Below are 21,937 nucleotides of genomic sequence, written 5' to 3'. Positions count from 1 at the left end.
GGCAAAACACGGCACGGCTAGGGCATCCCCGCGAGAGCCCTGGTCCGGACGCTGCCATGAACCACCCGAAGGCCCGTCTCCGCCTCCGGTCGGCCTGGGCGACGGCCGCCACGCTGGCCCTTCTCGGCCTCGCGCCCGCGCCGCTCGCCGCGCAGGAGGGCGCCGCCGCCGTCCAGGACGTGACGGTCAACGACGTGGTGATCCCGCTGGGCGGCACGCTGCTGAAGGCTCCGAAGCTGACGGCCAGCGGCACCCGCCTCTCCAAGGAGGATCTCGCGGCGATCCTGCGCCCGGATTCCAACGTGCCCTGGGAGCAGCGCCTCGCCCGGCTCGACGCCGGCAGCCTGACCGTCCCGGTCCTCGTCTCCGAGAACGCGGGTCCCGGCGAGAACCGGCAGACCGTCACCTACCGCGACGTGGTCGCCCGCGACATCCGGGCCGGCCGCGTCGGCGAGCTGACGGCGGCCGGCGCGACGGTCAGCTCCGTCGCGGGGCCGAACCGCGGGTCCGGGACCTACGGTCAGGTGCGCGCCACGGACCTGGATCTCGCCGCGCTCAGCCGGCTCTACACGGTGCCCGGCGACGGCAAGGGACCGGTCCAGCGCGTCTACGGCACCATCCAGGTCTCGGACGTCACCTACTCGGACGCGCGCGGCACCACCGTGAAGATCGCCCGCCTCGACGGCCGCGACCTCGGCGGCCGGCAGGTCCCGGACGGCTGGAGCGGTGCCTTCGCCATCGTGGCGAACGGCTTCGACGGCGCCAGCGACCGCCGACCGCTGGCCGCCGCCGCCGCCGATCTCATCGACGCCACCTCGGTCGGCAGCCTGGAGATGCAGGGCCTGAGCGTCAGCGACACCGATCCGAAGGGGCCGGTGCTGTTCGAGATCGGCCGGGCCGCCTACACCTCCTCGGGCTCCGAGGGCGGCACCACCCTGGACAACCTGTCGATGACCCGCGGCGCGCTGCGGATCCATGTCGGCCGCGTGGCCGCGCTGGGGACCTCCCTGGCGCCGACCGTCGCGACCCTCCAGGGCATCGCCGCCGAGCCGACGGGCGGCGCCGGCTTCTCCGACGTCGAGATGCGTCGCCTGACGCCGAAGCTCGGCACGCTCACCCTCACCGACCTGTCGATCGACCTGCCGCCCGAGGCGGAGGTCGAGCGGGCGCCTCCCCGCGACGTCCGGCCCCCGGCCCGCGGCGCCCTGCCCGAGCCGGGCCGGTCGGCGCGGACACCCGAGCCCAGGCCGGCCGACAGGACCGCGGATCCCCTGGCGGTCACAGTGTCGCCGCGGACGTCCCCCCGCGTCGCGCTGCGCGAGGCGGCCCTGGCCTTCGGCCCGCTGACCGATGGCGTGCCCAGCGCGACCCGCATCAGCCTCACCGGCCTGAGCCTGCCCGCCGACCTGCTCGCGGGCGCGCCGCTCCTCGGCCTGCTGCCGGCCTACGGCTACCGAGACCTCGACCTCGACCTCGTGGCCGACGCGAGCCTGGACGAGAAGGCCCGCGACCTCGCCCTGCGCGAGGTCACGATCTCCGGGCGGGACATCGGCACCGTCCGCCTGTCCGGCACTCTCGGAGGCATCGGGCCCGAACTGTTCTCCGGCACCCTGCCGGCGGCGACCATGGTGATGTTCTCGGGCAGCGCCAAGACCCTGAACCTGACGGTCGAGAATGCCGGCCTGTTCGAGCGCTTCCTGGCCGCGCAGTCGAAGGATCTCAGCCTCAAGCCGGACGAGTTGCGCAAGGAATACGTCACCGCCAGCCTGCTCGGCGTGCCGATCATCCTGGGCAACAGCGCGGCCGCCAAGGGGATCGGCGCCGCCATGGGCCAGTTCGTGATGAAACCCGGCAAGCTCGTGGTGCACGCCAAGTCCAAGGAGCCGGCGGGGATCGGCTTCATCGACCTGGGCGCGGCGCGCTCACCGGCCGCCGTCCTCGACCGGCTCGAGGTCGAGGCGAAAGCGAACTGAGGGACGCCGCGATCGGCCGAGGCCGTGGCCCGGCTCCGAAGGCGACGCCCGCATATTTGGAAGGGCCGCCCATGCTCGCCGTCCGCCTCTCGAAGGCCGCCCTCGTCGGCGCCCTGGCACTGACCTGCACGCTGGTCGTGTACGGCAACGTCACGGAGCCGGCGGTGAACCTCGCCTTCGTGCAGCACGTGCTGTCGATGGACACGATCCTGCCGGATTCGGGCATCGCCGACCGCGCGATCACCGATCCGGCACTGCAGCGCGGCGCCTTCGCGATGATCGTCGCCGCGGAGGCTGTCACGGCGCTCCTGCTCTGGATCGGCGTCGCGCTGATGCTGGCGCGGCTGCGGGCCCCGCGCGGCGACTTCGACCGGGCCAAGACCTGGGCGATCGCCGGCCTGAGCGTCGGCTTCCTGGTCTGGCAGGCGGGCTTCCTGGGCATCGGCGCCGAGTGGTTCGGCATGTGGATGTCGAAGGTCTGGAACGGCCAGCAATCCGCCTTCCGCTTCGCCATGACGGTCCTCGGCGTGATGATCTACGTCGCCCTGCCCGAGGCCGAGGATCCGGAGGCGGGCCGCAGAGGCTGAGATCGCGCGGCCAGCGCTGCCCCGACGCGGGGGCTGTCGTGCCGACCGCGTTCTCGGAGTTCGCCGCACCGCCACCCGGAACGATCGGGAATCGCGATCAGTTCGTTCCATAAATTCTGTTGGATTGAACGCTTGGCGAGAGGGATGGTGGCTCCCTGTTCCGGAGCCGAGCCGTGTCGCGCAGGACCAACCCTCTTTCGATCGCGTGCCGCATCCGCGGTTCCGTAGCCAGGCTTGGCTCCCGCCTCGCGGTCAGCCTCGGAGCCGTCGGCCCGAGGCGGTCGAGGTCGCGATCGTCGGCCGGGTCCTGGACCTGCACCCTCGCTCGCCGCGCCCACCGCCATCAGCCTCCACCTGATCCACCTTCCGGCATCGCGTGATGCCCGAGCCCAGTTCGAGGAGCGTCAGGAGAGAGATCGGACCGCGGAACCGCGATCTGCAAAAGGCAGAGCAACGGTCATCGAGTTATTCCACGCCGTTGAGGAGACATTGCCGTGAGCCAATCCGCCCTTCCCCGCCGTGCCGTGCTGGCCGGCCTCGGCCTCGGAGGCCTCGCTGCGGCCGCCCCGGCCTGGGCCGCCGGCACGGTCAGACTCCCCCTGCCCGGCGGTCCCGAGCAGCGCGCGGTCACGACCGCCTTCCCCGGGAAGGGCGCGATGATCCTGCAGCGCACCCGGCCGCCGCTGCTGGAGACACCCTTCGCGGTGTTCGACGAGGGCGTGTTCACCCCCAACGACCGCTTCTATGTGCGCTGGCACTGGGCCGAGATCCCGACCGCGATCGACGTGCCGTCCTTCCGACTGACAGTGCGCGGTCACGTCGAGACGGCCCTGTCGCTGTCCCTCGACGCACTCGCCGACATGCCGCGATTCGAGATCGCGGCGGTCAACCAGTGCTCGGGCAATTCGCGGGGCCTGTTCGTGCCGCGGGTCCCCGGCGCGCAGTGGGCCAACGGCGCGATGGGGAACGCCCTCTGGACCGGCGTGCGCCTGAAGGACGTGCTCGACCGCGCGGGCGTGAGGGCCGGCGCCGTGCAGGTGCGCTTCGCCGGCCTCGACGAGCCGGTCGTGGGCGACGCGCCGCACTTCCGGAAATCCCTCGCCCTGGACCATGCCCGCGACGGCGAGGTGATGATCGCCTACGCGATGAATGGCGCGCAATTGCCGCTGCTGAACGGCTTCCCGCTGCGCCTCGTCGTTCCGGGCCGGTACTCGACCTACTGGGTCAAGATGCTGTCGGACATCGAGGTTCTGGACAGGCCCGACGATCAGTACTGGATGGAGACGGCCTACCGCATCCCGGACGTGCCGGGAGCCAACGTCCGGCCCGGCCAGACCGGCTTCAAGACGGTGCCGATCGACCGCATGGTGCCGCGCGCCTTCGTGACGAACCTGCAGGACGGCGCCCGGGTCGCGGCCGGCGCGCCGGTGGCCGTGCGCGGCATCGCCTTCGGGGGCGATTGCGGGGTCAGGTCCGTGGAGATCTCGACCGACGGCGGCGCGTCTTGGGCGCCGACGCGGCTCGGGGCCGACGCGGGCGCCTACAGTTTCCGCCGCTTCGACGTCGGCTTGCCGGCCCTCGCGACCGGCACCCGCGCCGTCAAGGTCCGCTGCACCAACACGAACGGACTCGCGCAGCCGATGGACCCCGTCTGGAACGGCGCGGGCTTCATGCAGAACGGCGTCGAGACCGTGACGCTCCAGGTCGCCTGAGGAGGAGTTTCATGTCCCTGACGCCAACAGCGCGCTGCCTGGCCGCGCTCGCCCTGATCCCCGTCTCCGCGGCCGCCGCGCCGGAGCCGATGCGCTTCACGTCGCAGCAGGTCGAATGGCCCACGTCCGATCAGGTCTTCCCGGCGGGACCGGGCGCCGAGGCGATCAGCAACACCTGCCTCGCCTGTCACTCGGCCGGGATGATCCTCACGCAGCCCGCCCTGTCGAAGGCGCAGTGGAGCGGGATCGTCGACAAGATGATTCACAGCTACAAGGCCAGCGTGGATCCCGCCGACCGGCAGGCCATCATCGACTATCTCGCCGCGCTGAAGCCGCGGCCCTGACTGCGCCGCTCACGGCGCCCCGTCTCGGATCAGGCCGAGCAGGGCGTCCGCGGCGCGGCTCCTGTACCGCTCCCTATGGCGCAGCATCCGGAAGGTCCGTGCCGGCAACGGGAACGGCGGCGCGACGAGCGCGCCGGCGGCCAGCTTGCTCGCCACGACCGCCTCCGACAGGACGCTCGCACCGGCCCCGGCCTCGATCGCGGCGAGCACGGCCTCGTTGGAGGGCAGCTCGAGCGACACCGCCACATCCGCGAGCGCCAGCCCCGCCGCCGCGAGCGCCGCCTCGAAGGCGGAGCGCGTTCCGGAACCCGCCTCGCGCAGCACCCACGGGTGGCCCGCGAGATCGGCGGCCGTCAGGGTCTCCCGGGCCGAGAAGGGGTGGCCGGCCGGCACGACGAGCACGAGCCGATCCTGCGCGACCGCCGCGCTCGCCAGGACCGGATCCTCGACCTCGCCCTCGACGAAGCCGAGTTCGGCCGAACCATCGGCGACCGCCCGCGCCACCTCCGCGGTGTTGCCCACGGCGAGCCGGATCGTGATGTCCGGATGGGCGGCCCGGAACGCGACGAGATGGCGGGGCAGCCAGTGGCTGGCGATGGTCTGGCTCGCGTGAACGCGCAGGCTTCCCCGCCGCAGGCCACTCAAGTCAGCCAAGACCCACTCGGCCGCCTCGGCGCGGGCGAGGACCGCACGGGCCTCTTCGAGGAAGACGCGACCGGCATCGGTCAGCTCGATCCCGCGGCCGACCCGGTGGAACAGCTTCACCGCGTGGCGCTCTTCCAGCCCGGACACCGCGGCGCTGACCGCGGACTGCACGATGTTCAAGGCCTCGGCCGCGCGGGTGACGTGCTGACGCTCGGCGACCGCCACGAAGATGCGCAACTGATCGAGGGTCATCGACGGGCTCTGCGACCGCGAGGGACGATCCAGGCTACCACGCCTTCGCGCTGCGCCCTGTCGTGAGCGCGAGCGCCGTCGCGGCCAGCGCCAAGGGTGCGAAGGACACCCAGAGAACCGTGTCCCAGCCGTAGCTCGTCAGCAGGCCCCCGGACGAGAACGAACCGAGCGCCACCATTCCGAACACGATGAAGTCGTTGATCGACTGCACCCGCGTCCGCTCCTCCGGGCGATGACAGTCCAGCACCATCGCGGAGGCGCCGACGAAGCCGAAGTTCCATCCGACGCCGAGGAGGATGAGGGACAGCCAGAAATGCCCGACGTCCGCGCCCGCGAGTCCGACGAGCGCGGCCGCCCCCGTCAAGGTGAGGCCGGTCGCCACCACGCGGGACGCGCCGAAGCGCGTGATCAACCGCCCGGTGAAGAAGCTCGGGCCGTACATGGCGATGACGTGCCACTGCAGGCCCAGATTAGCATCCTCCTGCGCGTGGCCGCACAGGCGCATGGCCAGCGGGGCGGCCGTCATGACGAAGTTCATCAGGAGGTAGGACACGGCCCCGCAGATCACCGCGATCACGAAGCGCGGCTGCGCGAGGATGACGGCCAGCGGTCGTCCGCCCGAGACGGACCCGGCGGCCGGCCGCGGCAGGCGAACGCCCGCCAGGATCAGGGCGGCCGCGGCGGCGACGGCGGCCTGGGCCAGGAAGGTGGCGGCGAACAGGTAGGGAGGCCACAGGTCCATGGTGTGGGTGACGAGCTGCGGCCCTATCACCCCGCCGAAGACGCCGCCGGCCATGACGGCCGACAGCGCCCGCGGGCGGCGATCGGCCGGAACGCAGTCCGCGGCGGCGAAGCGGAACGAGAAGACCACGGCCGCGTAGGCGCCCCCGAGGAACATCGCCGCGCAGAACAGCCAGAAACTGGCCGCGACGATCGCCCAGGCCGAGAGCAGGCCGACGAGCACGCCGCACCCGGTGCCGACCATGAAGGCGGTGCGGCGCCCGTGGCGCCTGGCGATGCTGCCGGTCGGAAGGGCGCAGGCGGCCATCCCGACCACGAAGATCGAGATCGGCAATGTGGCCAGGACCTTGCTGGGCGCGAGCATGTTGCCGACGACCGCGCCCGTCGCGAACACGACGGTCGAGTTCGCGCCGGCGAGGGCCTGCGCGACGGCTAGCCTGACCACATTGCCGGTGCCCGACCGGTCGGCGACGGGCGCGCGGTCGATGGCCGAGGGGGACGTGCGGGACATCGGGACGCTCTGGATTCGACAAGGCTCCGCGGCCGGCCGGTGCGACGAGGGCACCGGTATAGCGGCGGCGTTCCCGTCCGTATCGCGATGCGATGACAAACCGTGCCGCCCGGTCCTTCGCCGCGACTCGCGTATCCGGGCCGATCGGCGCCCGCTCGCCGCAGGATCGCCCGCCGTGCGGCAGCGATCCCGAGCGGTCGCGCCTGCCGCGGCTCTTCAGCCCTGTAGGCTTTCGCCCCACCGCCCGACACGGCCTCCGCCGCGTCGCTGAAGGTGCCGCGTTCCAGCACCTCCCGCGCCGCGTGCGCGAGACCGCCGAGGACCGCCCGCGCGAACCACCCGCCGATACTGATCCGCACCTCCCTCGGGCGCCCCTACGCCAATCGGGTCCCGCGGGGGGATGGCCTGCCTGGCCGGGGATCGTCCGAGGTTGAGATGGAGGGAGGTTCAACGATCCGTTCGGGAGGCGCGCTGAACGCAGTGGCCGATCTGGACCGATGGCATCGGCCGAACGGCCGGCGCGACACGCGTCACTGCGCGATGATCTCCGGATGCTGCGCGGCGAGGTTCGCCCGCGTCGCCTCGGCCCAGGCGCGGTCGCGTTCCCGGCGCGGCCGGTCGAGGCGGACGTCGGCGATGAGACTGGCCGGGCGCCGCGACACGAGGAGCAGCCGGTCTGCGATCCCGATCGCCTCGGCGACGTTGTGCGTCACCATCAGCACGCTCATGCCGGCCCGGTCCACCGTGTCCACCACGAGGCCGCGCAGCTCCGCGGCGGCGGCGTCGTCGAGGGACACGAACGGTTCGTCGAGGACGAGGACGCGCGGGCCATCGGCCAGGGCGCGCGCCAGCGCTACGCGCCGCTGCATGCCCAGCGACAGGGCCTTCGGGTAGCGCGTCCGCCACGCCGCCAGGCCGAGCCGCGCGAATAGATCGTCGAGATCGCGCCCGCGCCGTGCCCGGGGCAGGCCGAGGCGGACGTTGTGCTCGACGCTGCGCCAGGGCAGCAGCCGCGGCTCCTGGAACACGATGCCCGCCCGGTCCGCGCCGGAGACGCGGCCCTCGAAGGCGGTGTCGAGGCCGAGCAGGATCCGCAGGGTGGTGGTCTTGCCGGCGCCCGACGGCCCGATCAGGCAGACGATCTCCCCGGCGCCGACGCCGAAGGTCAGGTTCCGGACGGCCTCGACCGCCTCGGCCCGGGCGGGCCGGTACCATTTCGACGCGATCGCGACCTGGAGGACGGGCTCAACGCCAGCGACGGACATAGGCTTCGAGCCGCTGGAGGAGGAGGACGTCGATGCCGATCATCACGGCCATGAAGACGAGGCTGTAGCCGATGATGGCCGCCACGTCGGTGCTCTGGACGAAGTAGTAGTTGATCGCGAAGCCGACCCCGTCCGGGCGCCCGAGCAGCTCCACGACCAGCACGATCTTCCAGGCGAGCGAGAGACCCGACCGCGCCGCCGTGACCATGTAGGGCTGGAGCTGCGGGATCAGGATGTCGCGGGCCCAGCTGCGCCGGTCGAGACGGTAGGCGCGGGCCATCTCGTCGAGCCCGGGATCGAGATTCCGCGCGCCCTCGCGCACGATCACCGCGACGTTCGGCAGCTTGTTGAGCACCACCGCCAGGATCGCGGCGGTCTCGGTGAGGCCGACCCAGACATAGGCCAGGACCGTGATCACCAGGGCGGGCGTGTTCAGGAGGACGAGCAGCGGCGTGTCGAGGGTGAGGTCGGCGGCCTTGGACCGTCCGAGCGCGACGCCGAGGAGGACGCCGAGGACCATCGCCACGGTGAAGGAGATCGCCACGCGGAGCAGCGTCATGCCCACGTTGTGCGCGAGGTCGCCGCGCTCCGCCTCCTGAACGATGAAGCGCAGCACCGCGAGGGGCGCCGGCAGCAGGCGCGAGCCCGCCTCCATCGCGGCGAGCTGCCAGGCGGCGAGGAGCACGGCCAGGGACGCGATACGGGTCAGCGCGCCCATGCGGTCCCGATGATCCTGATAGTCTTGACGGTCGACACGCGCGCCCGCCGGGCGGCCGCCTCAACCATTGCGGCCGGTGTAGTAGAGGTCCGGCGGGAGCGCGTTGCCCTTTCCGACGAGGCGGGCGCCGCCGAGCCGCGCCATCACCGCGTAGAGCTTCTCGGCGTCGGCGCGCTCCTCCGCGATGGAGCGGCGCGGAATGCCGGCCAGGAAATCGTGCTTCAGGGCCTCGAAGGTCGCCTCGTCCTCCGCCGCCATCAGCGGGCGCACGATCTCCCACGTGCTCGGGTCGGAGGCGAGCATGTCCTTTGCGGCCCGCGAGGCCCGGGCGAAGGCCGCCACGGCCGCGGGCTTCTCCTTCACGGTGGCGTCCTGGAACAGGTAGCCGATCAGCGCCACGTCGCCCGGGACCCCGAGGGCGTGCATGATGTCCTCGGTCCCGACGAGCTGCCGATAGCCCTTGGCCTTGAGGCGGGCGCAGTAGGTCCAGTAGGTCAGCGCCGCGTCGAGGGCGCCCTGCTCCAGCTTCAGCGTGATCAGCGGCGGGGCGCCGTAGGCGATCTCGGCGGCCTGCTCGAGGTCGATGCCGGCCGCGTCCTTGGCCTGTGCCCGGAGGAGGAGCCAGTTCTTGTCCAAGGGGCCGCCCGCCACCCCGAGGCGCTTGCCCGCGAGATCCTTGAGGCTCTTCACCGGGCTGCCGCCCGGTACCATCACGCCACCCTCGGAGGTCGAGTACGGGATGAAGCGGACCGCCTGGCCGTCGTTGCCGAGGCGGGCAGCCCAGAGCAGGTCGCCGATGATCGTGTCGACCTGCCCGCCGATGAAGCTGATCCGGGCCGCGTCGTTGCCGGCGAGCTTGACCGCGTCGAGCTCGAAGCCGTTGGCCGTGTCGAGGCCGCGGGCCTTGATCACCGCCGCCTCCCAGGTGGACGTGCCGAAGGGCAGGCTGCCGAGGCGGATCGTCGGCACGTCGGCGCGCGCCGCCCGCAGGCCGAGGCCGCCGAGCAGGCCCCCGGCGAGCATCGCGCGCCGTGACAGCATCACGCCTTCTCCCATCGTATTGCGCAGTCTTCAGCGGCGGCAGACTGGAGTGCCGATCGAGCCGGACGCCATTGCCAAAAGGTCATAGGGCTCACACCGGTTTCCGTCCACCGCGGCAAACACGCTTGCGCGCAACCGGCCGCGGCGGCACCCTCGGCAGCGACGGTTTCATCGGAGATGGATCATGAGCGAGCGACGCGAGGGCGCACTGGACGACGCGACCGTGGAGGCGCGGCTGAAGGCCGAGCTGCCCGCCTGGCGGCTGGAGGACGGGTGGATCCGGCGCACCTACAAGACGTCCGGCTGGAAGAGCACCCTGATGGTGATCAACACGGTCGGCCACCTCGCCGAGGCGGCGTGGCACCATCCGGACATCACGGCCTCCTACGCCTGGGTCGAGGTCCGGCTGATGAACCACGCGGCCAAGGGCATCACCGACAAGGATTTCGCCCTCGCCCGGAAGATCGAGGAGGTCGTCTCCTGGCAGCCGGGCCTGGAGGGACAGGGGCTCGAGGGCACCCCGACCGATCCGCGCTTCGCCTACATCAAGTACGAGAAGTAGCGGCCGCCGCGTGCGTCACCGCGGCTCCTTCACCCGGCGGCACTCCGTCTTCAGGTAGGCGGTCTTGCCGATCTCCTCGCGCAGCTCGGTGCGGGCGATGATCTCCTGCCAGCCGGTGGCGCAGCCGAGTTCGTTGGCGACTCGGACCTTGCGGACCTCGAGCGCCTGGGCGTCCGTGCAGGAATCCTGGGCGATCCCGTTGGCACAGACCAGGACGACGGCGATGAAGGCGTTCATGGGCAAGACGGTCCTCGGTTCCGTCGCACCCTACGCGCGGGAGTACCGCCGGGTTTCCGGCGGTGTGGCCCAGCCCGCGTGAAACTTGGTCACGGTCGGCCCGCCCTGAGGGGGCGGAGGGGCGGGCCGACCGTTCCTCGCGGCGCCCGCGGGCGCCGCGATCGCGTGATCCGGCCGATCAGCCAGCGTGGGGCGCCGGCGCGCCGCCCGTCTCCGGGCGGATGCGGTAGCAGCCGATGTAGAGGGCGGGCAGGAACAGGAGCGTCAGGAAGGTCGCCGCCAGGATCCCGCCGATCATCGCGAAGGCCATCGGCCCCCAGAACACCTCGCGGGCGATGGGGATCAGGCCCAGGCTCGCCGCGGCCGCAGTCAGGAGGATCGGCCGCATGCGGTGGTGGGTCGCCTCGAAGACCGCCTGCCAGGGCGCCATCCCCTCGGCCCGGAACTCCTCGATCTGGCTCACCAGGATCACCGCGTTGCGGATGATGATCCCGATGAGCGCCAGGATGCCCAGGATGGCGACGAAGCCCATCGGCTTGTCGAACAGGAGCAGCGCCGGCACCACGCCGATCAGGCCGAGCGGTGCCACGGTGAAGACGAGGAGCATCCGGCCGAAGCTCTGGAGCTGCATCATCAGCAGGAACGCCATGGCCAGCAGCATGACCGGGACCACGGCCGCGATCGGGCCCTGGCCCTTGGCGGATTCCTCGACGGCGCCGCCGGTCTGGACCGTGTAGCCCTCCGGGAGCGCCTTGATGAAGGCGTCGAGACCGGGCTGCAGGGCGGCCACGATGGTGGCCGGCTGGGTCGCGTCGTGGATCGTGGCGCGCACCGTCACGGTCGGGAGGCGGTCCCGGCGCCAGACGATCGGCTGCTCGAGATCGTAGCCGATCCGCGCGAAGGCGAGCACCGGCACCACCGTGCCGTTGGCGAGACCGACCTGCAGCGACTGCAGGGTGTCCAGCGACGACCGCTCGGCGGCGCGGGCGCGGCCGACGACGTTGACGAGGTAGATCGAGTCCCGGACCTGCGTGATCGCCTGCCCGCCCTCGATCCCGTTCAGGATGCCGGCGACGTCCTGGCTGGTCACGCCGAGCTGGCGCGCCTTGTCCTGGAGGATCTCGACGCGCAGCACCTTGCCGGGCTCGTTCCAGTCGAAGGTCGGCACGTCGATGCGCTTGTCGGCCGCCACCACGTTGGCGAGGTCGAGCGACAGGCGGCGCACCGTCTCCATGTTCGGGCCGCTGAGGCGGTACTGCACCGGCCGGCCCACGGGCGGCCCGAGGCTCAGGGGCTGCACCAGCACGTCGGTGCCGACGAAGTCGCGCAGGCCGATCGTCTGCAGGCGCGCCATCACGCGGTCGCGCACCTCCAGCGACTTCGTGACGATGACGATCTGGCCGAAGAACGCGTTGGCGAGCTGCTGATCGAGCGGGAGGTAGAAGCGCACCGCGCCCTCGCCGACGTAGGACGACCAGCTCGTCACGTCCGGATCGTCCTTCAGGTTCGCCTCGAACCGGTCCATCTGCGCCCGGGTCTCGGCGATGGTGGCGTTCTGCGGAAGGGTCAGGTCCACCAGCACCTCGGACCGGTCCGAGGACGGGAAGAACTGCTGCTGCACGTGCCCCATCCCGACGATGGCCGCCGCCATCAGCCCGAGACAGACCACCACCGTCGTCCAGTGCCAGCGCATGGCGAGCCGCAGCGCCCAGACGAACAGGCGCGTGAAGATCCCCTCCTTCTCCGTGTGGTGCTTCATGGTCTTCGGCAGGAGCGTGACGCCGACGAGCGGCGCGAACAGGACCGCCACGACCCAGGAGACCAGCAGCGAGGCCGCGATCACCACGAACAGCGAGTAGGTGTACTCGCCGGCGCCGGAGCCGTTGAAGCCGATCGGCAGGAAGCCCGCCACCGTCACGAGCGTCCCGGTCAGCATCGGGAACGCCGTCGACGTGTAGGCGAAGGTGGCGGCCTTCCGCAGCGTGTCGCCCCGCTCCAGGCGGGCCACCATCATCTCGACGGTGATCATGGCGTCGTCGACGAGGAGGCCGAGCGCGATGATCAGCGCGCCGAGGGAGATGCGCTGGAGGGTGACGTCCATGATCTGCATGACGACGAAGACGATCGCCAGCACCAGCGGGATCGACACGGAGACGACGAGGCCGGCCCGGACGCCGAGGCTCACGAAGCTCACCCCCAGCACGATGATGACGGCCTCGACCAGCGCCTGGGTGAAGCCGCCGACCGCGTGCTCGACCTGCTTGGGCTGGTCCGACACGAGATGGACGCCGACACCGAGCGGCAGGGTGGCCTCGATGGCGCGCATGCGCTCCTTCAGCGCCTCTCCGAAATGCAGCAGGTTGGCGCCCGGACGCATCGCGATGGCGAGGCCGATCGCGGGCTTGCCGTCCACCCGGAACAGCGGTGCGGGCGGATCCTCGTAGCCGCGGCTGATCTCGGCGATGTCGGCGAGGCGAAAGAAGCGGTCATTGACCCGCAGGTTGAAGTCCTGGAGCGAGGCCTCGGAGGCGAAGGAGCCGCTGACCCGCAGCGAGATGCGCTCCGGCCCGGCCTGCACCACGCCGGAGGCCGAGACCGCGTTCTGCGCCTGCAGGGCCTTGATCAGGGCCTGGAAATCGATGCCGTAGCCGGCGAGCTTCCGGGTGGAGAAGTCGAGGTAGATCGTCTCGTCCTGCGTGCCGATCAGCTGGGTCTTGCCGATATTGGGCACCCGCAGGACCTCGGTGCGGATGCCCTCGACGTAGTCGCGCAGCTGCCGGTGCGTCAGGCCGTCGGCCGTGAACGCGTAGATATTGCCGTAGACGTCGCCGAACTCGTCGTTGAAGAACGGACCCTGCACGCCCTCCGGGAACTGACCCTTGATGTCCCCGAGCCGCTTGCGGACCTGGTAGAAGGCCGGCTGGATCTCGTTCTTCTTGAGCGTGTCGCGGAACTGGACGAAGACTGTCGACGATCCGGGCGTCGTGTAGCTGCGGACGAAGTCGAGGCCGTTGAGCTGCTGGAGCTCCTTCTCGACCCGGTCGGTGACCTGATCGAGGGTGTCCTTGATGGTCGCGCCCGGCCACGTGGTCTGCACCACCATGGTCTTGATGGTGAAGGGCGGATCCTCCTCACGGCCGAGGCGGGTGTAGGCCATCAGGCCCGCGATCAGCGAGACCAGCATGAGGAACCAGACGAACGAGCGGTGCCCGAGCGCCCAGTCGGAAAGGTTGAAGTCCTTCACGCGAAAACCCCGTGCGGCCGGATCAGACGGCGCCGTCGGTCAGGCGCACGGCCTGGCCTTCCTCGATGACGTGGACGCCCGCGACCACGACGCGCTCGCCGGCCTTCAGGCCGGCGACGACCGCGACGCGGCCGTCCTCGGCGTTGTCCCGCGCCGCCACGGTGACGTCGCGGCGCGCTACCGACTTCCCGTCGGGCGAGACGACCCAGACCGAGCGGCGGTCACCGTCCTCGAGCAGCGCCGAGGCGGGCAGAAGGACGGTGGGCGCGACCTTGCGCATGAGCGACACGTTGATGGTCGCGCCGAGCCGGAAGGCCGGGCCGGGATCGTCCAGGGTGATCCGGATGCGCTTGGACCGCGTCCCCGACTCGGCGAGGGGCGCGATCTCGCGGACGCGCCCGCGCGCCGTCAGCTCCGGCGCGCTCTGGAGCGCGACGGTGAACACGCCGTCCGACGGCAGAGCCCCGACATGGGCCTCGGGAATGTCGACCACCGCCTCACGGACGTCGGGCCGCGCCACGGTCACGACGCCCTGGCCGGCGCTGAGCACTTGGCCGACCTCGGCGAGGCGCTGGGTCACGACACCGTCGAACTCGGCCTTCAGCTCAGTGTAGCCCATCTGGTCGCGGGCCTTCTGGAGGCTCGCCATCGCCTGATCCACCCGGGCCCGGGCGGTCTCGCGCTTGGCGACAGCCTGATCGAGCGTCGCCTGGGAGACGGCGTTGCCGGTCATCAGGCGCCGGGTCCGCGACTCCGCGGCCTCTGCGTTCTCGGCCTGCGCCTTCGCGTCGGCCAAGTCGGCCTCGGCGCGGGTCAGGTCGAAACGGGTCACGATGGTGTCGAGGGCCGCGAGGCGCTGGCCGCGGGTGACGAGGTCGCCGATCGTCACGTCCCGCGCGACCATGCGCCCGGGGATCTGAAAGCCGAGCTGCGCTTGGTAGCGCGGCTCGATCGTGCCGGCGAACGGCCCGAACGTGACGGTGTCACTCGGTACGACAACCTGCGTCAGCACCGGACGGACCGGGGCCGCCGCGGCCTCGCCTCCCTCCTCGCCGTGACCGTTGCACCCGGCCAGTGCCGTCGCGAGGAGGCCCAGGACGAGATACGCGCGCGCCGTCATGGGCGGTCTCCGATCTCGGCGGCCGCGACCGTCTGGCCGGGACGCAGGAACTGGATGCCGGCGACGACCACGCGCTCGCCCGGCTCGACGCCGCGCTTCAGCGCGATGATATCGGGGCCGAAGCGATCGATCTCCACCGCGCGGACCGAGACGGTCTTCCGGTCCGGATCGTAGACCCACACCGAGGGCTTCCCGTCGTAGCGGTAGAGCGCCGACCAGGGCAGGATCACCGATTCGTGCGGCGCGAAGCGCCCGCGGCCGATCACGACGGCGCCGAGCCCCATGGCGGCGGGCGTCGACTTAAGGCCGATCTTGACCCGCACCGTGCCGCTGGCGGCATCCACGGTGGGAGAGATCTCCCGCACGGTCCCGACCGCGGTGACGGACGGGTCCGACTGCAGCGCCACCGCGACGGTGTCGCCGGCCGGCGGCTGGGCCAGCAGCGATTCGTAGACGTTGAAGACCGCGTCGCGGGGCCCGTCCTGCGCGACGACCAGCACGGTCTGGCCCGACTGGACCACTTGGCCGACCTCGAAGCTGCGGCTCGTCACCACGCCGGACACGCCCGCGCGCAGCTCGGTATAGGAGAACTGCTCCTGCGCGGTTCCCAGCGCCGCCTTGGCCGAGTCGACCGCCGCCTGCGTGGTGCGCAGCTCCTGCTCGGCGTTGTCGTAGGTCGAGCGGGTCGTGAAGCCGCCGGCCAGGAGCTGCTTCTGGCGCTCGTACGACATCTTCGCCTGCGTCAGCAGCGCCTCGGCCGAAGCCAGGGCGGCCTTGGCGTTGTCGAGATTTGCCTGCTGCGTCAGGGGTTCGAGGACGGCGAGGACCTGATTGGCCGAGACGTGGTCGCCGACCTCGACGCGCCGCTCGGCGACCTTCCCGTTCGTCCGGAACGAGACGTTGACCTGCGCCTGGGCCTGGACGTCGCCGGTCACCACCACGTCGAGCGCCATCGGTGTGCGACGCGCCTGCACGACCCGCACGCGCGCCACGGCGGAGTCGAGCGCCGTCTCGGGTGCGGCCTGGGCGCACCCGATCGACCCGAGCGCGGTTAACATCAGCAGCGCGGATGCCGATGGAAGGAAGGCGATGCGGTTCATGCGATCGACCGTGTCGGCGCGACTCGTGCGAATTGCGTGGCGCGTTCCTACGCCATCCGTTACATACCGTCCAGACGGTTTTTAGTGCAGGTCCGTGATGCAGGCGAAGCGACAGCGACTGGCGGCGCGCCCCGAGATCATCCTGGAGGCGGCCGCGGCCGTTCTCCTGAAGGGAGGCGTCCGCGGGCTGACCATCGACGCGGTCGCGGCCGAGGCCGGGCTGAGCAAGGGCGGCGTCCTGCACCATTACGCGTCGAAGGACGCCCTGGTGGGCGCGCTGGTCGCCCGCAAGCTCGCGGACGTGCGCGCGGAGATCGACGCCTGTGCGCGGGAGATACCGGCCGGCCCGTCGCAGCTTCCCAGGGCGATGGTGTCGCATATCCGCGGGCACTACTGCGACGACAACGAAGCGGCGCGCGCACTCCTGCTGGCATCGATGGAGTCACCGGAGGCGCAGAAAGACTTCCAGGCGTTCGTCGCGGATCAGCTGGACCAGCTCGGACGGATCGAGGGCGCTCCCCCGGGCGAGGGCTCCGTCCTGTACTTCGCCATCCTCGGTCTGTTCATGAGCCGGGCGCTGGGCTTTCAGCAACTCGACGAGGACGCCCTGGCGCCGATGCTCGAGGCCCTCGACCGCATCGCCGGGCGAGCCGGCGGCTAGATCCGGACGCTCAGGCCTGGAACGCGAGGACGGCGCGCGTCCCGGCGCTTCGGGGGGCATACGACAGGGCCGAGCGCAGGTTCGACGCCATGGCGCGCACGATGCGCGACCCGAGACCGGTGCCGCGGACCTCGCCCTCCCCGGTCCAGCCGATACCGTCATCCTCGACGGCGAGCAGCACGGTGTCGGCGGCGTCCCGCTCGACCGCGACGCGGATCTCGCCCGACGTGCCGACCGGGTAGGCGTACTTGTAGGCGTTGGTCACGAGTTCGGTCACGACAACGCCGACCGACACGGCCTTGTCGGTCGAGAGCCTCACCGGCGCGGCACGAAGGCGGATCGCGTGGTCGCGCCCGCTCGCCCGCATGGCGGCCTGCAACTCCTCGACCAGGCTCTGCAGGTAGGCGTCGAGCTCGACGGATTCGACGTCGTCGGACGTGTAGAGGCGGCGGTGGATGCCGGCGATCGCCGAGATCCGGGCCTGCATCTCGTCGAGCGCCGCCTTGGCGGCCGGGTCCGTGACGGCGTTGCGCTGCATGTGCGCCAGGGCGGCGACGAGGGCCAGGGAGTTGGCCACGCGGTGGTTGACCTCGCGCAGCAGCAGCTCGGCGCGGTCGCGCGCCTCGCGCATCTCGGCCTCGGCCCGCTCCTTGTCGCGCCGCAGGCTCTCCTGCCGGAGGGCGGTGGCGACGGCCTCGCCGAGCAGCTCGCGGAACTGACCCTGGACGTCCTTCCAGACGTAGTCCACCGCTCCGGCCTTCAGGGCCGCCACGGCGACGCGGCTGTCCTCGGAGCCGGTCACGTAGATGACCGGCGGCGCCTCGGGCAGCGCGCGGATCTCGGGCAGCAGGTCGAGGCCCGTCTGTCCCGGCATGTGGTGGTCGAGGGCGACGGCGTCGATCCCGCCCTGGGCGAGCCGCGCCAGCCCCGCCGCGCCGTCGGGACAGAGCTCGACCGCGTAGCCGCGCGCCTCGAGGGCGCGCCGGACCAGGCGGCCGAGGCCGGGATCGTCGTCGATGTAGAGGATGCGTGCCGCCGCGGCGGTGCCGTCCCCGCTGGCACGCCGAGCAGTCATGGGTTCTGCGGAACCTGCATGACCGAGAAGAACAGACCGAGCTGGCGGATCGCGTTCGCGAAGCCGTCGTAGCTCACCGGCTTGGTGATGTAGACGTTGGCCCCGAGGTCGTAGCAGCGCTGGATCTCGCGGCTGTCGTCCGTCGTGGTCAGGACCACGACCGGGGACCGACGCGTGTGCGGGTTCGCCTTCACCTTCTCGAGGATGTCGAGGCCGGTCATGTCCGGCAGGTTGAGGTCGAGCAGGATCAGCAGGTGCCGTCGGGCGCTCGCCTCGCCGGAGCCGTCCGGCCCGAGCAGATAGTCCAGCGCCGAAGTGCCGTTGCGGAACGGCACGATGTCGTTGTTGACGCCGGCGCGTCGGATGTTGCGCTCGATCAGGCGCGCATGGCCCTCGTCATCCTCGATCATCACGATGCTGACGGGGTGCACGGGCCGCTCCACGCTCATTAGGCGGCGATGGGCGCCGGTTCGGGGTCGATCCGGACCGCTGTAGCTGTCCCGTGCGGCAAGGTCACGTCGAACGTCGTGCCCACACCGAGTTCTGAACGGATCTCGATCCGGCCCCCGAACGAGCGCACCAGCGCCTTCACGTGGGCGAGACCGATCCCCTCGCCCGGGCGGTCCTGGGCGCCCGATCGGCGGAAGAGTTCGAAGACGCGGGCATGGTCCCGCGCGGCGATCCCCCGGCCGTTGTCGGCGACGGAGAAGCAGACGCCGCGTTCGCCCACGGCCTTGGCCGTGACGGTGATCCGTCCGGGCCGGCTCGGGTCGAGGTATTTCACGGCGTTGTCCAGCAGGTTGCCGAAGACCTGCTCGATCGCGAGCCGGTCGGCGACGATCTCGGGCAGGTCGCGGGCGATCGTCACCGTGGCCCCGACCGCCTCCGCCTGATGCCGCTGGGCATCGGCCACGCCGCGGAGCACGCTCGTCATGTCGAGGGCCTCGGGCGAGAATTGTCGCCGGCCCTCTCGCGAGAGCTTGAGGATGGCGGCGATCAGCCCCTCCATCCGGTTCACCGCCGCCTTGATGAAGCCGAGCGCCTCGCCGAAATCGGCGTCGAGCCGCTCTGCAGCCGGGTGACCCCGGAGGGCCGCGGCGACCTCGGTCCGGGTCGCCTCCAGCTCGCTCGTGAATCCCATCACGTTGACCAGCGGCGCGCGCAGGTCGTGGCTGACGATGTAGGCGTAGCGCTGGATCTCCTCGTTGGACTCGCGCAGGTCGGCTTCGGCCTGACGCTGCTCGGTGATGTCCGTGTGGACGCCGACCCACTCGCGGATCTCGCCGCGCGCGTCGAGGACTGGGATGGCGCGGATCGCGAAGTGTCGCCACGTCCCGTCGCGGACCCGGACCCGGTGCTCGTGGACGTAGGTGCGCCGCGCCCGGACGGTCGCGTTCCACGTCTCGACGGAGGCCTCCATGTCGTCGGGATGGACCGCGTCGGCCCAGCCGTAGCCCTGATACTCCGCCCGCGTCTGACCGGTGATCGCGCTCCAGCCCGGCTGCTCGCCGAGCATCCGGCCCGTCGCATCGTTGGTCCAGAGCACGCCGCGCACGGCCTGCACGGCGGCCCGGAACCGCGCCTCGCTCGCCTGGAGCTCGCGCTGCACGCGCTGCTGGTCCAGCGACGAGGCGAGCATCGCCAGGAACAGGATTAGGAACGTGGCACCGGCGACGTAGAGGGCGAGGTTCTGCTGAGCCGGGGCGCTGGTCACCGCGTGGGCGGCGTGGGCGCCGCCCGCCTCGGCGGTGATCGTCGCCGCCGCCATGCCGGTGTAGTGCATGCCCGCCACCGCGAGGCCCATCACGCAGGCCGCGACGAGCTTCTGCCAGACGCCGTGTTGCCGGAAGGAGAGCCACAGGGCGGCGGTCGCCGCGGTCACGGCGATCGCCACCGAAAGCGCGATGATCGCCGGGCTATAGGCGAGGTCGCCGGGGATCCGCAGCGCCGCCATGCCGGTGTAGTGCATGCCTGCGACGCCCAGGCCCATCAGCGGGCCGGCGACGAGAAGGCTGCCGGTCCCGTCGCCGACGCGCGCCACCCACAGGAAGGCGGCGCCGGTCGCCGCGACGGCGATCGCGAGGGACAGGAGCGTGAGCCCGGTATCGTAGGCGGCCGGCAGGCCCATCTCGAAGGCCAGCATGCCGATGAAGTGCATCGACCAGATGCCCCCGCCCATGGCGAGGGCGGCGCCGGCGATCCACGGCCAGCGCGGTCCCGCGACGGGCCCGCGGATCCGCGCGCCCAGGTCCAGGGCGGTGTAGGACGCGAAGATCGCGAGGCCGATCGACAGGGCGACCAGCGCCGGATTGTAGCCAGTATGGACCATCGACTGCGATCGACGCGTGAAGGAGCCTCCTCGCGATGTATCCCGGGTGATCCGTCGGCGCTATCGCGATTCCGAGACGCATGAAGCTACCGAACATCGAGCCGCGTTGGCGAGCTCCGAGACCGGCGCCGGGACCAGAGCGGATCGGCCATCGCGATCGGCATCCCGGTGCGCGCCACACAGGCTCAGGCAAGCAGGGTCAGCGATGATCCACCGCGACTCCCGTCAGACGAGACCGGCAGACAGGATGCGCGGAGGCTGGATGACGGCGACGCTGTCATCCCGGCCGGAACGCCTCGGTGGACAGGCGCGTATCGCCGCCGCCGCGCGGCCGAGCCGCGTCGAAAAAAAACGCGTTCGTCACACAGCGACGGTCTCTCCCGGCGGGCGCGCGCGTTCTAGGTTCTGTCGATCGCTCAACGCGAATGCAGGTTCATGAACGGACACGCCGCGGCACGATTTCCGGACGACCTGCGCGAAGCCCTGGCGCAGGCTCTGTACGATTGCGAGCGGACGGACGGGGAGGATCGCGCCGCCTGGACCGACACGGACCTTGAGGCCCGCCACCCGGGCCTGCGCGAGCGCTATCGCCGATCCGCCGACGCCCTGGCGGCCGGTCCGCTCGCGGACCTGATGGCCGCCCGCCATGCCGACGAGGAGGAACTGCGGGTGCTGCGCCGGCAGCGGATGTCGCCCGAGCGCGAGCGGGAGCTGCTGGAGGCGAACAACCGCCTCGTCGCCCGCGCCGAGGCCGCCGAGACGGCGCGGCACACCGCGGAGGAAGCGCTCGCGACGCTGCGCCGCGAGCGGGATGTCGCGCGGGAAGCCGAGGCGTTCTGGCAGCAATTCGCCTTCGACGCCGACGATCTCGCGACCCGGCGCCTCATCGAGCAGACCGACGCCCGCGCCGAGGCCGAGCGGCGGGCGATCGAGGAGCGGTGCCGACGGGAGCGCGCGGAGGCGGCGCTGCGCCTGTTCGCCGACCGGGCCGACGTCATGCCCAAGGAGGGATGGGCGTCGGAACTGGCGAAGGCCAATCGCGACATCCCGCTCTGGTGGTTCCACGCGGCCCGCGTCGCCCTCGAGCCGCCGGACCTGTCCCGACCGACCGAGGGCGGCGAGGCCTGAACGCCTCAGGCCGCCGCGGGCTGCTTCGCGGGCGTGTCGCGGAACAGAGCCGTACAGCCGGAGCCGCGATGCATGCTCAGGATCGACGCGCGGTCGATCTCCGGGTGCGTCTTGAGCACCTTCTGAACGCAGGCGAGCACCCGCTCGTACTGCGCGGCGTCGTAATTCGGTTCGAGCGGGCTGACGGCGATGTAGGTCTCGACCACCAACACGCGCTCGGCGCGGTCGTGGGCGACGTCGACGGCGATCCAGGACGACTTGATCAGGCTGGTGCTGGCGAGCATGGGCGTTCCTCGTGCAGCGTTACATCGTTTCACCCACGGCCGCGACGCGTTTTTCATCCCGCGGCTGGGGCAATTTTGGCGAAATCATGGACCGCCTGTCGGCGAATGCCAAGGGGTCGCCGCCCCGGACCCCCTGCACGCTGTGCAGCGTGTTGAGCGCGAGCCCGCACCGGCTTACGGTCGGCCATCGGCCGGTGCCGGAGGTGTCCACAATAGGCACTCGCATCCGGCAAATGGCATGTGGTATACAAATTGGCGGACTCGTCACCCCGGGTCCGCGTGACGGTGTCGCGATACGACGGGACCGCGCTGTGGGAGGGAGAACAGACATGATCCGTTCGAGGATGGAAGGCCCCTGCCCCTCAGTCGCGGCACGCGCGTCACGGGCCCGTGCAGGCATCGAACCGA

The 21,937-nt window shown here is 71.3% G+C and carries 20 protein-coding genes and 1 pseudogene; 7 read left to right on the top strand and 14 right to left on the bottom strand.

Annotated features, from left to right (window positions below; all coding sequences use genetic code 11):
• The first annotated feature begins 56 nt into the window (after positions 1–56).
• From ACX9MN_RS11275 to ACX9MN_RS11260, 4 genes are all read left to right on the top strand, one after another.
• Positions 57–1,973 carry an aq_1923 C-terminal domain gene (locus tag ACX9MN_RS11275; RefSeq protein ID WP_042673301.1) on the top strand — a complete coding sequence of 639 codons (1,917 nt, stop codon included), beginning with the start codon at positions 57–59 and terminating at the stop codon, positions 1,971–1,973.
• A gap of 71 nt (positions 1,974–2,044) precedes the next feature.
• Positions 2,045–2,560, top strand: a complete 516-nt coding sequence (locus ACX9MN_RS11270; RefSeq protein WP_132366643.1) for a DUF2165 family protein — start codon at positions 2,045–2,047, stop codon at positions 2,558–2,560.
• A 494-nt stretch (positions 2,561–3,054) separates the two neighbouring features.
• Complete coding sequence (locus ACX9MN_RS11265) at positions 3,055–4,272, top strand: molybdopterin-dependent oxidoreductase (protein ID WP_489724436.1); 1,218 nt, start codon at positions 3,055–3,057, stop codon at positions 4,270–4,272.
• Positions 4,273–4,283: 11 nt separating this feature from the next.
• Positions 4,284–4,616, top strand: coding sequence for a cytochrome c (locus ACX9MN_RS11260; RefSeq protein ID WP_482959340.1), 333 nt, complete (start codon positions 4,284–4,286; stop codon positions 4,614–4,616).
• A gap of 9 nt (positions 4,617–4,625) precedes the next feature.
• On the opposite strand, the gene ACX9MN_RS11255 is transcribed toward ACX9MN_RS11260, so the two are convergent.
• From ACX9MN_RS11255 to ACX9MN_RS11230, 6 genes and pseudogenes are all read right to left on the bottom strand, one after another.
• The gene (locus ACX9MN_RS11255; RefSeq protein WP_489724435.1) at positions 4,626–5,513 is read right to left on the bottom strand and encodes a LysR family transcriptional regulator; all 888 of its coding nucleotides are present in this window, start codon (positions 5,511–5,513) and stop codon (positions 4,626–4,628) included.
• A 34-nt stretch (positions 5,514–5,547) separates the two neighbouring features.
• Positions 5,548–6,765: an MFS transporter gene (locus ACX9MN_RS11250; RefSeq protein WP_489724434.1), complete on the bottom strand. Its 1,218-nt coding sequence runs from the start codon at positions 6,763–6,765 to the stop codon at positions 5,548–5,550.
• A 259-nt stretch (positions 6,766–7,024) separates the two neighbouring features.
• A pseudogene (locus ACX9MN_RS11245) lies at positions 7,025–7,121 on the bottom strand (isocitrate lyase/phosphoenolpyruvate mutase family protein); the annotation flags it as partial.
• A 174-nt stretch (positions 7,122–7,295) separates the two neighbouring features.
• Positions 7,296–8,030, bottom strand: coding sequence for an ABC transporter ATP-binding protein (locus ACX9MN_RS11240; RefSeq protein WP_489724433.1), 735 nt, complete (start codon positions 8,028–8,030; stop codon positions 7,296–7,298).
• The gene (locus ACX9MN_RS11235; RefSeq protein ID WP_331299181.1) at positions 8,011–8,748 is read right to left on the bottom strand and encodes an ABC transporter permease; all 738 of its coding nucleotides are present in this window, start codon (positions 8,746–8,748) and stop codon (positions 8,011–8,013) included. Before ACX9MN_RS11235 ends, ACX9MN_RS11240 begins: the two co-directional genes overlap by 20 nt.
• A 60-nt stretch (positions 8,749–8,808) precedes the next feature.
• Entirely contained in the window at positions 8,809–9,789 is a 981-nt protein-coding gene (locus ACX9MN_RS11230) for an ABC transporter substrate-binding protein (RefSeq protein ID WP_489724432.1), read from the bottom strand.
• Between the two features lie 184 nt (positions 9,790–9,973).
• On the opposite strand from ACX9MN_RS11230, the gene ACX9MN_RS11225 reads away from it, so the two are divergent.
• Positions 9,974–10,351: a 4a-hydroxytetrahydrobiopterin dehydratase gene (locus ACX9MN_RS11225; protein WP_020092026.1), complete on the top strand. Its 378-nt coding sequence runs from the start codon at positions 9,974–9,976 to the stop codon at positions 10,349–10,351.
• 15 nt (positions 10,352–10,366) lie between these two features.
• Here the strand turns inward: ACX9MN_RS11225 and ACX9MN_RS11220 are convergent, their stop codons facing one another.
• The 4 genes from ACX9MN_RS11220 to ACX9MN_RS11205 form a co-directional block, all read right to left on the bottom strand.
• Positions 10,367–10,588 (bottom strand): hypothetical protein, encoded by a 222-nt coding sequence (locus tag ACX9MN_RS11220; RefSeq protein WP_012319732.1) that lies wholly within the window; start codon positions 10,586–10,588, stop codon positions 10,367–10,369.
• Between the two features lie 178 nt (positions 10,589–10,766).
• Positions 10,767–13,832 carry an efflux RND transporter permease subunit gene (locus tag ACX9MN_RS11215; RefSeq protein WP_489724431.1) on the bottom strand — a complete coding sequence of 1,022 codons (3,066 nt, stop codon included), beginning with the start codon at positions 13,830–13,832 and terminating at the stop codon, positions 10,767–10,769.
• 22 nt (positions 13,833–13,854) lie between these two features.
• The gene (locus ACX9MN_RS11210) at positions 13,855–14,952 is read right to left on the bottom strand and encodes an efflux RND transporter periplasmic adaptor subunit (RefSeq protein WP_489724430.1); all 1,098 of its coding nucleotides are present in this window, start codon (positions 14,950–14,952) and stop codon (positions 13,855–13,857) included.
• The gene (locus ACX9MN_RS11205) at positions 14,949–16,052 is read right to left on the bottom strand and encodes an efflux RND transporter periplasmic adaptor subunit (protein ID WP_489724429.1); all 1,104 of its coding nucleotides are present in this window, start codon (positions 16,050–16,052) and stop codon (positions 14,949–14,951) included. The genes ACX9MN_RS11210 and ACX9MN_RS11205 overlap by 4 nt, the downstream gene beginning before the upstream one ends.
• 97 nt (positions 16,053–16,149) lie before the next feature.
• On the opposite strand from ACX9MN_RS11205, the gene ACX9MN_RS11200 reads away from it, so the two are divergent.
• Complete coding sequence (locus ACX9MN_RS11200) at positions 16,150–16,713, top strand: TetR/AcrR family transcriptional regulator (protein WP_489724428.1); 564 nt, start codon at positions 16,150–16,152, stop codon at positions 16,711–16,713.
• A 10-nt stretch (positions 16,714–16,723) separates the two neighbouring features.
• Here the strand turns inward: ACX9MN_RS11200 and ACX9MN_RS11195 are convergent, their stop codons facing one another.
• From ACX9MN_RS11195 to ACX9MN_RS11185, 3 genes are read right to left on the bottom strand one after another with little or no spacing between them, the layout of a single operon-like run.
• Positions 16,724–17,788, bottom strand: a complete 1,065-nt coding sequence (locus tag ACX9MN_RS11195) for a sensor histidine kinase (protein WP_020092020.1) — start codon at positions 17,786–17,788, stop codon at positions 16,724–16,726.
• Complete coding sequence (locus ACX9MN_RS11190) at positions 17,785–18,237, bottom strand: response regulator (protein WP_020092019.1); 453 nt, start codon at positions 18,235–18,237, stop codon at positions 17,785–17,787. The genes ACX9MN_RS11195 and ACX9MN_RS11190 overlap by 4 nt, the downstream gene beginning before the upstream one ends.
• Positions 18,237–20,117 (bottom strand): MHYT domain-containing protein, encoded by a 1,881-nt coding sequence (locus ACX9MN_RS11185; protein ID WP_489724427.1) that lies wholly within the window; start codon positions 20,115–20,117, stop codon positions 18,237–18,239. The genes ACX9MN_RS11190 and ACX9MN_RS11185 overlap by 1 nt, the downstream gene beginning before the upstream one ends.
• Before the next feature lie 435 nt (positions 20,118–20,552).
• On the opposite strand from ACX9MN_RS11185, the gene ACX9MN_RS11180 reads away from it, so the two are divergent.
• Positions 20,553–21,245, top strand: coding sequence for a hypothetical protein (locus tag ACX9MN_RS11180; protein WP_020092017.1), 693 nt, complete (start codon positions 20,553–20,555; stop codon positions 21,243–21,245).
• A 5-nt stretch (positions 21,246–21,250) separates the two neighbouring features.
• On the opposite strand, the gene ACX9MN_RS11175 is transcribed toward ACX9MN_RS11180, so the two are convergent.
• A complete protein-coding gene (locus ACX9MN_RS11175) occupies positions 21,251–21,529 on the bottom strand; it encodes a hypothetical protein (protein WP_012319741.1) in 279 nt (92 codons plus the stop codon).
• Between the last annotated feature and the right edge of the window lie 408 nt (positions 21,530–21,937).

Source organism: Methylobacterium sp. 1A (assembly GCF_058072805.1).
This window is presented reverse-complemented; position numbering and strand designations above follow the sequence as displayed.